The 13104-nt window shown below is 60.5% G+C and carries 11 protein-coding genes; 1 reads left to right on the top strand and 10 read right to left on the bottom strand.

Annotated features, from left to right (window positions below; genetic code table 11):
• Positions 1-284: 284 nt before the first annotated feature.
• The 5 genes from AUC43_RS12475 to AUC43_RS12455 all read right to left on the bottom strand — a co-directional run bounded on the left by AUC43_RS12475 (position 285) and on the right by AUC43_RS12455 (position 5543).
• A complete protein-coding gene (locus AUC43_RS12475; RefSeq protein ID WP_335340878.1) occupies positions 285-1073 on the bottom strand; it encodes a carbonic anhydrase in 789 nt (262 codons plus the stop codon).
• A 47-nt stretch (positions 1074-1120) separates the two neighbouring features.
• Entirely contained in the window at positions 1121-2752 is a 1632-nt protein-coding gene (locus AUC43_RS12470; RefSeq protein ID WP_082685072.1) for a SulP family inorganic anion transporter, read from the bottom strand.
• Positions 2753-2901: 149 nt separating this feature from the next.
• A complete protein-coding gene (locus AUC43_RS12465) occupies positions 2902-4296 on the bottom strand; it encodes a HAMP domain-containing sensor histidine kinase (protein ID WP_068193964.1) in 1395 nt (464 codons plus the stop codon).
• A 222-nt stretch (positions 4297-4518) separates the two neighbouring features.
• Complete coding sequence (locus tag AUC43_RS12460; protein WP_068193961.1) at positions 4519-5199, bottom strand: response regulator transcription factor; 681 nt, start codon at positions 5197-5199, stop codon at positions 4519-4521.
• A gap of 110 nt (positions 5200-5309) precedes the next feature.
• The gene (locus AUC43_RS12455; protein WP_157781057.1) at positions 5310-5543 is read right to left on the bottom strand and encodes a hypothetical protein; all 234 of its coding nucleotides are present in this window, start codon (positions 5541-5543) and stop codon (positions 5310-5312) included.
• A 342-nt stretch (positions 5544-5885) separates the two neighbouring features.
• Between AUC43_RS12455 and AUC43_RS12450 the strand changes: the two genes are divergently transcribed.
• Entirely contained in the window at positions 5886-7022 is a 1137-nt protein-coding gene (locus AUC43_RS12450) for an XdhC family protein (protein WP_068193956.1), read from the top strand.
• A gap of 104 nt (positions 7023-7126) precedes the next feature.
• Here AUC43_RS12450 and AUC43_RS12445 read toward each other — a convergent pair whose 3' ends face one another.
• From AUC43_RS12445 to hydA, 5 genes are all read right to left on the bottom strand, one after another.
• A complete protein-coding gene (locus AUC43_RS12445; RefSeq protein WP_068193951.1) occupies positions 7127-7402 on the bottom strand; it encodes a hypothetical protein in 276 nt (91 codons plus the stop codon).
• 165 nt (positions 7403-7567) lie between these two features.
• Entirely contained in the window at positions 7568-8956 is a 1389-nt protein-coding gene (preA, locus tag AUC43_RS12440; RefSeq protein WP_071885903.1) for an NAD-dependent dihydropyrimidine dehydrogenase subunit PreA, read from the bottom strand.
• A 135-nt stretch (positions 8957-9091) separates the two neighbouring features.
• A complete protein-coding gene (locus AUC43_RS12435) occupies positions 9092-10417 on the bottom strand; it encodes an FAD-dependent oxidoreductase (RefSeq protein ID WP_068193949.1) in 1326 nt (441 codons plus the stop codon).
• Between the two features lie 173 nt (positions 10418-10590).
• Positions 10591-11457 (bottom strand): nitrilase-related carbon-nitrogen hydrolase, encoded by an 867-nt coding sequence (locus tag AUC43_RS12430; RefSeq protein WP_227785070.1) that lies wholly within the window; start codon positions 11455-11457, stop codon positions 10591-10593.
• Between the two features lie 243 nt (positions 11458-11700).
• Positions 11701-13074 carry a dihydropyrimidinase gene (gene hydA / locus AUC43_RS12425; RefSeq protein ID WP_068193946.1) on the bottom strand — a complete coding sequence of 458 codons (1374 nt, stop codon included), beginning with the start codon at positions 13072-13074 and terminating at the stop codon, positions 11701-11703.
• Positions 13075-13104: the final 30 nt, after the last annotated feature.

Here is a 13104-nt window from a genome sequence, read left to right as displayed (position 1 = left end):
ATAAACCCATTGGGCTCAGCAGCAAGTTAAAATGATGGGCGCATCATGCTGAACGCAGTCGAAGTAACTCGCGTGCTCAACTAATTCAATCACCTGTCATGCTGCCGAAGGAAGCCTCTTGTCACACCATAACGATTTGTTCCAACGTGATAAGATGCTTGCTTCGTCAGCATGACAGATGGCTGTTTCGAGCCAGGATAACTATCCTCAACCTCGAGCCCCGATAAACAAAAAGCCTTCCCGCAGCGCTGCGGGAAGGCTTTTTGTTTATCGGGGGCTAATGTTTAGCCCAATACGCTGCGCTGCGCTTGCTTTTCCTTCTCGGGTTTCTGGGCTTTGGCGCTTTCGGGTTGTGGGCTGGCGGGAGCTTCGTGGGCGTGAGCCTCCTGGTGCGGTTCCTCGGCTTCGGTGCCGTAGATGTGCGCCATTTCGCGCATCACGTTCTTGCTGTCCACATTAAGATCTTTGAGCACGCCGTCGGCCACGTCGTACACCAGGCCGTGCAGGCGGGGCGGGTCGTCGGAGCGCATGGCGTTCTGGATGATGTTGGTCTTGGCCAGGTTGCGTACCTGTTCAATGACGTTCAGCTCCACGAGGCGGCGCAGGCGCTGCTTGTCGTCTTTCACGCGCAGAAACTCGGTTTCGTGCAGCCGAATGACGTCGCGGATGGGCGTCAGCCAGTTGTCAATCAGGCCATACTGCTTGTTGGAAGCAGCGGCGGCCACGCCACCACAGCCGTAGTGGCCCACCACCAGAATATCTTTGACACCCAGTACTTCCACGGCGTATTGCAGCACGCTGAGCAGGTTCATGTCGCTGTGAACTACCAGGTTGGCGATGTTGCGGTGCACAAACATTTCGCCCGGCCCGGTACCGGTGATGCCGGAGGCCGGCACCCGCGAGTCGGAGCAGCCAATGAACAGGTACTTGGGCTGTTGCCCGTCGGCCAGCCGCTTAAAAAACCCGGGGTCCTGGGCATTTTTATCGGCTACCCACTGACGATTGTTTGCAAGGATGTCTTCTACACCGGCCATGTTATCGGGGGATTTTGTGATGAGGGAATGAGCAGTCACTGTATACGGGATTATAAAGAAACAGAAGAGCAGGCAAAGCGGCCGGGCTAATGCCCGGCCACGGCCACCGGGGAAATGCCGCGCAGCTCCAGGTCGATGTGGCGCTCGGGCGCCACCTGGCGGAACGATTCGATGGCTTCCAGCACGTCGTGGTCGATGTCCATGGATTTGCTGCCGTCGAGAATCACGCGGCTGCCCCGGGGCAGGCGCTCGAGCGTGTTGATGATGCTGGCCTTGTTGAGAAAGGATACGTGCTCGGACAGGCGCAGGTAGAACGTGCCGGGCTCGCGGCCGGGGGCGTCGCGGGTCAGGAAATAGGCCTGCTCGGCGTTGGCCTTGAGGATGAAGAAGAAGCCCACCACCAGGCCCACGCCCACGCCCTTGAGCAGGTCGGTGAACAGTACGGCCACGATGGTCACGATGAACGGCAGGAACTGCCCCCAGCCCAATTTCCACTGCGTGCGGTAGAGCGCCGGCCGGGTCAGCTTGAAGCCCACCGTGAGCAGCACCGCCGCCAGTGCCGACAGCGGAATCATGTTCAGCACCGACGCCAGGAACAGCAGGCTGGCCAGCAGCAGCAGGCCGTGGATAAAGGAAGACAGCTTGGTTTGGCCGCCGGAGTTGATGTTGGCCGACGACCGCACAATCACGGCCGTCATGGGCAGGCCGCCGATGAGGCCGCTCACCATGTTGCCCACGCCCTGGGCCAGCAGCTCGCGGTTGGGTGGCGTGCGGCGCTTGTGCGGGTCGAGTTTATCAACGGCTTCCACGCTGAGCAGGCTTTCGAGCGAGGCCACAATGGCAATGGTCAGGGCCACGCCGTAGGTAACGGGCCGCGCAAAGGCCGACCAGTCCGGCAAAGTCAGCTGGCCGAGCAAACCGCTGAGCGACGAGATGACGGGCAGCTTCACCAGGTGCTCGGGGCGTACCTGGTACTCTGGGGCCACGGCGCGCAGCAATTGGTTCAGGCCAATGGAAACCAGCACGACCACCAGCGCGCCGGGCACCTTGCGGGCCCAGGCCTGCCGCTGCACCGCCCGGGTATCCCACAGGAGCAGCAGCGCCAAGGACGCAAAGCCCACCAGCACCGAGCCGGGGCTCAGGGCCCGGGCGGCAGCGCCAATGGCTGAGAAGGTGTTCTGGCCATTGAACTGCATAAAGTCCATGTCCTCAAAATAGTCGGTGTCAGCCCCGAGGAAGTGCGGAATCTGCTTGAGAATCAGAATCAAGCCAATGGCAGCCAGCATGCCGCGGATAACTGCTGCCGGGAAGTACATGCCGATGACCCCGGCCTTGGCCACGCCCATCAGCACCTGAATGGCTCCGGCGATTACCGTGGCCGCCAGCAGCGCCTGGAAAGAGCCCAGCGTGCTGATGGCCGTGAGCACAATCACGGTGAGGCCGGCGGCGGGCCCGCTCACGCTCAGCTGCGAGCCACTGAGCCAGCTCACCAATACGCCGCCCACAATGCCCGTGATAAGGCCCGCGAGTAGTGGCGCGCCCGAGGCCAGCGAGATGCCCAGGCACAAGGGCAGCGCCACCAGGAAAACCACCAGCCCGGCCGGGGCATCCTGCCCGATTGAGCTAAAAACCGAAGGCTTGGGCGCCGGGCCGGCCGGCTCGGCAGCCGCCGCAATGCGAGCACCGGTGCGAGCCGGCGAGGAAATAATTTCTGACATAACCGTGTCTTAATAATAGAACGACTGCTGCGAAGGCGAGCAGGCGTCGTAACCGTAGGAATTCTGCCACAAGGTTACGGGGGGGCTATTAAGACCGAATTAAACTCAAGTTAAAAGGAAATTAAAACCAGAAAAACGACCTTTTTGGGCTAAATAGGCCAATTGAGCCATACCTGGGTGCCCTTGCCCACTTCGCTCTCGACGCGCACCGTGCCGCCGTGCAGCGCCATAATGCGCGCTGCCAGCGGCAGGCCGATGCCGTGGCCCGGCACCGCCCGCGCCGTGGCCGCCCGGAAGAAGGGCACGAACACCTGCTGCAAATCGGCCGGACTCAGGCCGGGGCCTTCGTCCGAGACTAGCAGCGTGAGGTGGTGGGCGGTGCGGGCCAGCGAAGCCGTGACCGTGCCGCCATTGCCGGCCGAAAACTTACAGGCATTGTCCAGCACATTGAGCATGGCCGAGAGAAGCAGCGCCTCGTTGCCGCGCACGGTGAAGCAGTTGGCTTCTTCGCCTTCGCGAAAATCGAGGTCGACCCGGCAGGTGGGGTGGCGGCGCAGCAGCTGCTCGTGGGCCTGCAGCAGCAGCTCGTCGAGCCGCACCGGGCCCATGGGCACTTGCGAGGAGTCGTCGGAGGCGCGGGCAATCTGCAGCAGGCCGTTGGTGAGCTCGTTGAGCTGGCGGGCCGAATCGAGGGTGCTTTGCAGCACGCGCCGGTACTCGGCCGGCGGGCGCTCGGCTTGCAGCAGGGCCACTTCCAGCTCCCCAATCAGGGCGGTGAGCGGGGTGCGCAGCTCGTGCGAGGCGTCGCGCACAAAGGTGCGCTGGCCGGCAAAGGCCGATTCCAGCCGGTCGAGCAGGCGGTTGAAGCGCTGGGCCAGGCGCCCGATTTCGTCGTTTGAGCCCGCGGCCTGCGTGAGGCGCTGGCTCAGGTCGGTGGCGGTGATGCCGTCGACTTCCTGCACCATGCGGCGCAGCGGACGCAGGGCCTGCCCGGCAAAAAACCAGTTGCCGATGCCCATGACCACCAGCGCGGCCAGCAGCCCCACGGCCAACAGCTGGCGCAGCTGCGCCAGCTGCTGGCGGCTGTCTTCATCTACGGACGAGGCCACTACCACCAGCGGCCCCAGCCGGGCATCCTGGTAGAGCAGGCCCACGGTTTCGTGGTAGTGGGTTTCGGGCTCCAGCACGGCCCGGCCGCTGCGCCGCACTTCGGCCAGCCAGGCGGCGGGGACTGGCTTGGCTGGGCCCTGCCCTTCCCGAAACACCAGGCGATTGGCGGCATCGTACACCCGGCCTTCTTCTTCGGGCAGGGTGCGGTAGAGCTGGCGCAGGTAGCGCCGGTAGGAGGCCTGCTGGTTGGCGTTGCGGCTTTCCTGACCTTCGGCGTAGGCATGGCCTACCACTAGCGTCCTTTTAAACAGGCTTTGGGTAAACAGCGCCCGCCGCGACTGCTTGGTGGCAAAGTAGATAGCCAACGCAAACAGCAGCAGCGTCACGGCCAGAATGGCCCCAAACTGAATGGCAAGACGCAGGCGTATGGACACGGAGATGTTGCGTTTAAAAGGATGTTACAAACGAGAGGTTGTCAAAAACTCCCCTCCTTAGCCAAGGAGGGGATGTTCGAACCGCAGGTTCGGACGGGGGTGGTTGGATTCGTTGCACGACACCCGAACGATACTACCGCAAGCCGTGCAACGCCCGCAACCACCCCAGCTGCCGCTTCGCGCCAGCGTCCCCTCCTTGGTAAGGAGGGGAGTGCTGTTCTTTTACCCCTCCGTCTTCATCACGTAGCCCATGCCCACCAGCGTGTGAATGAGCTTGGGCTCAAAGCCTTTGTCGATTTTCTTACGCAGAAAATTGATATACACGTCGATAACATTCGAGCCGGTATCGAAGCTGATGTCCCACACGTGCTCCAGCAGGTCGGCCCGGGAAACCACGCGGCCTTGGTTGCGCAGCAGGTACTCCAGCAAGGAAAACTCCCGCGCGGTGAGTTGCACGGCTTGCCCGGCCCGCTCCACGCGCTTGGCGGCGGGGTCGAGGGTGAGGTCGGCCAGGTGCAGCACAGCTTTGGGCGCGGGGGCTTCGGTGCGGCGGCGCACCAGGGCGCGCAGCCGGGCCAGCAGCTCCTCAAAGGCAAAGGGCTTCACCAGGTAGTCGTCGGCCCCGGCGTCGAGGCCGCGAATTTTATCATCGGTTTCACCCAGGGCGGTGAGTATGAGGATGGGCACGCCGGGGTCGTGGGCGCGCACCTGCCGGCACACTTCCAGACCGCTCAGGCCCGGCAGCATCTGGTCGAGAATCAGGCAATCGTATTGCGTAGACTGCGCCCGGCGCAGCCCCAGCAGGCCATCGGCGGCCAGGTCCACGGTGTAGTCCTGCTCGGTAAGGCCCTGGTGGAGGAAGGCCGCCACCGAAGGTTCGTCTTCGACTAAAAGAATTTTCATGGGGCCGGAAGGTAGCGCCGACGGCCCGAAAATACAGTCGGCCCGCTCCGGTAGGTTTACTACGGAGCGGGCCGGCTTGTTTACAATCGGGTTCGGCGGGGCGGGCGGGGTTAGCGCGCTGCCACCGTGCCACCCGCACCAGGGCTCTGAAAGCCAGCCGGTGCGCTCGTGGTTACTTCTTCCTTTGCAGTCGTTCCTGAGCCCAGCGGGGCAGCTTGCAACCGGACTCCAATAGCCAACAGAATAGATAAAGCCAACGCCAGGTAGAAGCGAAAATACTGTTGAATATTGGTAAACATCATCCAGGAGACCGAAAGTGAAGTGCCGAAAACGACTGTTGCCATTCTCACGCTTCGAAAGTATCAGCCCCGTGAATATCGCCCCGACTATTTTAGCCTAACCCCACCCTTTTCCGGACGAACTCCCGCAACTTCTCGGTGAACCGAGTACTACCCAGCTGTCTAGTTGAGCTAACGTCTTAAAGTACAAAACCTGCAGGCAGCTACTATTACCCGAGGTTTGGGGCGCCAAGCTTTTCCATTTGATTAACTACAAAAAGGAATAAAACCTCCCGAAAGTGCCTACAAGAAACCGTAAGCCCCGTACTGTACTTTCTCCTATGGCCCTCTCATCCTCGCTGCAGGTGGCCGCGCAATCCAAACCGGCCGTTGGCTGTTACCTGATTCATGACTGAACTGCAACGCCTGCTTCTGGCCTACGACCAGCACCGCGCCGATGGGCGGCCCTGTGCCCTGGCCACGGTAGTGGAGGTACTGGGCTCGGCCTACCGGCGCCCCGGCGCCCGCATGCTCGTCACCGACGACGGCCAGCTCACCGGCGCCATCAGCGGGGGCTGCCTGGAGGGCGACGCCCGCCAGCGGGCCCGGCAAGCTATTTTCCGGGGCCAACCTGCGCTGGTCACCTACGATACCCGCGACGAGGACGACCCGCGCCACGGCCTGGGCCCCGGCTGCCAGGGAGTGGTGCGCATCCTGCTTGAGCCGCTTGATTTCGCCGATGCCGAAAATGCCATGGAACTGCTGCGCAACTTTGCCAGCTACCCCGAGCCCGCCGTCCTGGCCACCGTCTTTGCCACCGAAGCGGCCGACTTGCGGGCCGGGGTGGGCCAGCGCCTCCTGCTCACGGCAGCGGGCACAGTGCGCGGCACCGCTGACCTGGCGGCCCCACTAGCCGAAGCGGCCCGCGCCACGCTAGCCCAAGGCACCTCGCAGGTGCTGGATATCGACACCGAAGCGGGCCCGGTGCGGGCGCTGGTGGAGCTGCTCACCCCGCCCCTGCGCTTGCGCATCTACGGCGCCGGCAACGATGCCCAGCCGCTGGTGCGCCTGGCCGCCTCGTTGGGCTGGCACATCACCGTGCTCGATGGCCGCCCCCACCTGACCACCGCCGCTCGCTTCCCCGAAGCCGCCGAGGTGCGCGTACTACCGGTGGCAGCCATGGCGCAAGAAGAGCCGGGCACTGCCTACGCCGTGCTCCTCAGCCACAACTACGCCTACGACTTGGCCGCCCTGCAGCTGCACTTGCCTGCGCCCACGCCCTACATCGGCCTGCTCGGCCCCCGCGCCAAAGCCGCGCGCCTGCTCGACGAGCTAGACCTTGCCGCGGCCGAGCAGCAGGAGTTGCTTGCCACCCGCCTCCACAGCCCCATCGGCTTGGACCTGGGCAGCGAAACGCCCGAAGAAATAGCGCTGGCCATCGTGGCAGAAATTCAGGCCAGCCGCAGCAACCGCAATGGCCGCCCTTTGCGCGAACGGGCAGGCACCGTGCACGCGCCCAACACCTTCGAATTGCAAGGCCTATAGCCCTTCGGTTTGGCTCAATAAAAACCGGGCTGCTCACACCTTGCAGTGCGGACAGCCCGGAGAGCAGTGCGGTTGACAAAACCGCAGCGACGAATGCAGACGGTTTAGTCTAGCCGGCGCCGACTGTGGCCGTAGTTGCCGTAGCCATTGTTGCCACCATCGCGCCGGTAGCCGTCATAGTGCGAGCGGTAGGGCGGGCGGTAATAGCGGGGCACCACAACCACGGGGCGGGGCGGGTAATAGTAAGGCCGAACGGGAGCGTAGTACGCATGAACCGGTGGGTAATACCCATAGTCAGCCCCCACCCCAACCGAGGCGGCGCAACCGCTCAACAGCAGCGCGCAAAAACCAATAGCAAACAACCAGGATTTCGTTTTCATAACCAGCTACGCAAGCGCGTAGAATTAACAAGTGGATACAGCCGTTAATGCAAAATATAGACTAGAATAATTGCGAAAGGATGCTCGCAGCAATCTGGGCACTAGTTTTTTACGGCTTATCCGGGAGTAGGTTCTCCCCTTGTTTTGGCAATGAAAATTCTGGGCTTAGGCGGTGGCTGGCAACTCGGTTTCGCCGTTCAAAACGCGGGCTTTGCCGGGTAGGGTTTTGTGGCGCTCTTTGCCCAGGGCAGCTGCCGGCTCGGGGACCCAGTGGTGGCGGCCGCCTGCTTTCTCATCGTTAAATTCGGTGGGCGCCGTGCCGGCTTGGGTGCGCTCCTTCCAGGTAAGGTGCTGGGTGCCGTCGTCGGTGCGGTCCATGGTAATGCAGTCTTCCACCGGACACACCAGCGAGCACAGGTTGCAGCCCACGCAGTTCTCCTCGATGATTTCCGGCACGCGGGTACCGGCGTTGAGCTTGATGGCCTGGTGAGCGCCGTCTTCACAAGCGGTGTAGCACAACTGGCAGCCAATACACTTGTCCTCGTGGATGTTGGCCGTCACCTTGTACTTCATGTTCAGGTCTTCCCAGTGCAGCACGTTGGGCAGGGCCTTGCCCACGAAGTCGTAGATGGTGTTAAATCCCTTATCCACCATGTACTGCTCCAGCCCAGAAGTCATTTCGCGAATGATGCCAAAGCCAAAGTGCATGGCCGCCGTGCACACCTGCACGCTGCTGGCACCCAGCAAGATGTGCTCCACGGCATCGCGCCAGTTTTCGATACCACCAATGCCTGAGATGGGCAGCTTGATATCGGGGTGCTGCGCGCAGTTTTTCACCATGTTCAGGGCAATGGGTTTCACGGCCGGGCCGCAGTAGCCGCCGTTACTGCCCTTGCCGTCCACAATCGGATACGGCGCAAACTTGTCGAGGTCAACCCCAACAATGCTCTGAATCGTATTGATGAGCGAAATGGCATCCGCCCCGCCGCGGCGCGCGGCCATGGCCGGCTCCGTAATGTCGGAAATGTTGGGCGTCAGCTTCACGATGACGGGTTTGGTGGCCACTTCCATCACCCACTCCACTATCATCTGCAACACCTTGGGCTCCTGCCCCACTGCCGAGCCCATGCCGCGCTCGCACATGCCGTGCGGGCAGCCGAAATTCAACTCAAATCCATCGGCACCGGCGTCCTGCGACTGGCGCACGATGTCGTGCCACTCTTGCCGGGTCTGCACCATGAGCGAGGCGATGACGGCATGGTTCGGAAACCGTTTTTTCACTTCCTCAATCTCGCGCAGGTTGTCGGCTAGCGGGCGGTCCGAAATCAGCTCAATATTGTTGAATCCGACCAACCGCTTGTCGCGATAATTCACCCCGCCGTAGCGGCTCGACACGTTCACGACGGGCACGCCAAGCGTCTTCCACACCGCGCCGCCCCAGCCGGCGTCGAAAGCCTTCATGATTTGGTAGCCGGAATTGGTAGGCGGAGCCGAAGCCAGCCAGAAGGGGTTCGGCGATTTGATGCCGGCGAAATTGATGGATAAATCAGGCATTGTTTCTATTCTTCAGAACGTCATGCTGAGCGTAGCCGAAGCATCTTGCTCGCATCGTTGGACGATTGATTTACTACCACACGCGAGATGCTTCGGCTGCGCTCAGCATGACGTGCTTTTAGATTCGGAGAAAATTTACTTGCTCAGGTAGGCGTGAATGCCGCGGGCCGTGAGTTTGGCTTCGGCAGCGGCGTTCACCACTTCGGCCCCACCGTTCCAGGCGTCGCCGGAGGCGAAGTACTGGGGGTTGGTGGTTTGGCCAGTGTGAGCATCGGCCACGATGCGGCCTTTGCTGTCCACTTTCAGGCCCGGAATCAGGCTCAGGAAATCGGTTTGCTTGGCCTGGCCCGTGGCTTTTATCACCATATCGCAGAGCTCCACGAACTCGGAGCCGGCAATTTCTGACACCTTGCCCTCCTTGGTTTCCGTGCGGATAAACTTCACGCCGGCTACGTAGCCATTGCCTACAATCTCAACCGGGGCCACGTTGAACAAGCCCTTCACTCCTACACCTTTGGCCAGGTCGTATTCGAAGTCATAGGCGCCCATTTCTTCCTTGCCACGGCGGTAGGCCAGCACTACATTCTCGGCCCCAAGGCGGGCGGATTCGGAGGCCGCATCCATAGCCGTGTTGCCGCCGCCAAGCACAATTACCTTCCGGCCCACCGCTACCTGGTGGTGATGCTGACGCAATTCGGCAATGAATTCTACGGCGCCGGTGCAATTGATTTTATCTTCTCCGGCCAGGCCCAAGTCGTTTGTTTTGCCCAAGCCAATGCCGAGAAAAATAGCGTCGTATTTATTCTCTAATTCTGCTAATTCTTCGCGAGAATTAATCGGCGAATTAAAGTGCACGTTGTAGCCAAATTGCGCTTGCAAATAGGCCATTTCGGCCAGTGTTTCTTCGTTAGTGATTTTGTAGGGTGCCACGCCGTATACCGTTAGGCCCGAAGGCTGGGATTTGGCTTCAAACACATCCACTTCATAGCCCAACGCGCGCAACTCGCACGCCGCCGAAATCCCCGACGGGCCCGCGCCAATTACAGCCACCCTTTTCCCATTGGCTTCACCCGGACCAAACAGCTTTTTTCCGCTTTCAATGACCTTGGTGGTGGCGTAGCTCTGCAAGCGCCCGATTTCGATGGGCTTCACATCCTGCAGGTTGTACACGCAGGCACCCTCGCACAGCACCTCCGTGGGGCACACTTTACCGCAGGCATTCCCGAAGTAATTGGCATCGTAAATGGTGCGCGCCGCGCCGGTGTCGTTGCCCGAATTTATCTGCCGAATAAACTGCGGAATGTCAATCCCCGAAGGGCAGGCTTTGATGCAGGGCGCGTCGAAACAAAACAGGCAGCGCGAGCTTTCGTATAGCGCCTCCGTCCGGTTCATGTGGGGCTTGAGCTGCGCGAAGTTGAGCTGGAATTCCTGTTCGCTGGTTGGGGTGGAATATTCGGCCATTGGGGCGGGGATTCGGAATATTTTTAAATAACAGAACGGTCATGCTGAGCGGAGCCGAAGCATCTCTACCGCTTCGTTGAGCAAGTATTGATTACTACTGCGGTAGAGATGCTTCGGCTCCGCTCAGCATGACCGTTCCCTATTCTTTAATTAGTAATGGAAGCAGGAAAGCCCTACAGCTCCACCAGCTTCTCGTAGGTCTCCGGGCGACGGTCGCGGAAGAACTGCCAAGTGTTGCGCACCTCGTCAATCATGTCCAAATCGAACTCGCTCACCAGCAGCTCGTCGTTGTCTTCGCTGGCCTGGGCAATGATTTGGCCGCGCGGGTCCACAAAGTAGCTGGTGCCGTAGAACTTGCCCAGGTTCCAGGGCTTCTCGGTGCCGACGCGGTTGATGCAGCCCATGAAATAGCCGTTGGCGGCGGCGTGCGCGGGCTGCTCCAGTTTCCAGAGGTACTGCGAGAGGCCGGCTACGGTGGCCGAGGGGTTGTACACGATTTCGGCACCGTTGAGGCCGAGCACGCGGGCGCCGTCGGGGAAGTGGCGGTCGTAGCAGATGTACACGCCTACTTTGGCGTACTTGGTCTGGAACACGGGGTAGCCCATGTTGCCGGGCTTGAAGAAGAATTTCTCCCAGAAGCCGGAGGTATGGGGAATGTGGTTTTTGCGGTACTTGCCGAGGTAGGTGCCGTCGGCGTCAATTACGGCGGCCGTGTTGTAGAGGAAGCCAGCGGCTTCGCGCTCGTACACGGGCACAATCATCACCATGTTGTACTTCTTGGCGTACTCGGCCATGCGCTCCGTAGTCGGGCCGGGCACGGCTTCGGCCGAGGCGTACCAGGCTTTGTCCTGGCCGGGACAGAAATACGGGGTATTGAAGATTTCCTGCAAGCACAGGATTTGCACGCCCTGACGGCCGGCTTCCTCAATCAGCGGAATGTGCTTCTGCACCATGGCCTCCTTGATTTCTTCAATGGTGCCTTCGCCTTCGGTCATCGGCAGGCTCATCTGAATCAGGCCGGATTTGATAATTCTGGACATGCGGTTGGAGTGGGTTGGGGTTAATTGACTTTGCGAGGAGACACGATGGAGTAAGCCGTCCGGGTCTCAGCGCAAAGGATTGAAAGGTGATGAATTAAAATCCTTATTCGTCAGCCCAAAGTGAGCTAAAAGTTAAGCAAAAAACGGGGCTTTGCACAAGGTTGAGCTGGCCGCATCGGCACAAGGATTTCCTTCGCTCCACTCGGGACGGAAAAGCGCTTGCCCATCAAGCCAATTAGCTCATTAAAAAGCAGTTTTGCTCCGCTTGATGAATTGCCCGTAGCCTTTCGCCACCTTGGTTTCACCGGCATCTACAGCTACTTTGCCGCGCAGCAAAACGGTGTCAATCTTGCCGGTGAGCTCCCACCCTTCGTAGCCAGAATAGTCGCAATTCATGTGGTGCGTTTCGGCCGAGATTTTGTGCTTTTTAGCGGGGTCAAAAATTACCAAGTCGGCGTCGGCCCCAATGCTGATGGTGCCTTTGCGCGGGAACATGCCAAAGATTTTCGCAGCATTCGTAGAGGTCACTTCCACGAATTTATTGAGCGTGATTTTGCCTTTGTTTACGCCTTCCGAAAAGAGCAATTCCATGCGGTGCTCCACGGCGGGGTGGCCGTTGGGAATCTTCGAAAAGTCGTCTTTGCCCATCAGCTTCTGGTCCCACATAAAGGGGCAATGGTCGGTGCCCACTACATGCACCAACCCTTGGTTGAGCCCGGCCCACAAGGTGGCCTGGTCTTTCTTCTCACGCAGCGGCGGCGACATCACCCACTTGGCTCCTTCCGCTTCGTTTTCATACAGCGAGGCGTCGAGCAGCAGGTACTGAATGCAGGTTTCAACCAGCATGCGCTGGTTGCGCTCGGTGGCGCGGCGCACCTGGTTGAGGGCGCCCTCGCAGGTGAGGTGCACGATGTAGGCATTCACGCCCGTGTAGTTGGCAATGTCGGCGAAGCGGCCCGAGGCTTCAGCTTCGGTCACTTCGGGCTGCGAGAGGTAGTGGTAGAGCGGCGAGAGCTTGCCCTGGGCCCGGTGCTGGGCGATGAGCGTGTCAATCATGTCGCCGTTGGTGGCGTGGGCCGTCACGAGGCCGCCGTGCTTTTTCACTTCCTGCATCAGGCCCACCATTTGCGCGTCGTCAATCATGAGCGCGCCCTTGTAGGCCATGAAGGTTTTGAAGGAAGTGATGCCTTCGGCAATCATGTCCTTGATTTCCTCCTTGGTATCGGGGTTGAAATCCGTCACGGCCATGTGGAAGCTGTAGTCGCCCACCGCATTGCCGGTGGCACGGCCACGCCACTCGTCAAAGGCGGCGCGCAAGGAGTTGCCCTGCTTTTGCAGTATGAAATCGATAACCATTGTGGTGCCGCCGTGCAGGGCCGCGCGGGTGCCGGTTTCGTAGGTGTCGCTGCTGAACGTGCCCATGAAGGGCATCTCCAAGTGCACGTGCGGGTCGATGCCACCGGGCACAACGATTTTGCCGGTGCAGTCGATAACCTCCGCCCCATCGGCCGACAGGTTGCGGCCAATGGAAACGATGGTTTCGCCCTCAATCAGAATGTCGCAAACCGCGTCGGAATCGGCGGTGACGACGTGGCCGTTTTTTAGGAGAATGGACATATGCATGCGTAGAACCTCACCCCCGGCCCC

The sequence above is a fragment of the Hymenobacter sedentarius genome, from assembly GCF_001507645.1.
GTDB classification, from domain to species: Bacteria; Bacteroidota; Bacteroidia; order Cytophagales; family Hymenobacteraceae; genus Hymenobacter; species Hymenobacter sedentarius.
This window is presented reverse-complemented; position numbering and strand designations above follow the sequence as displayed.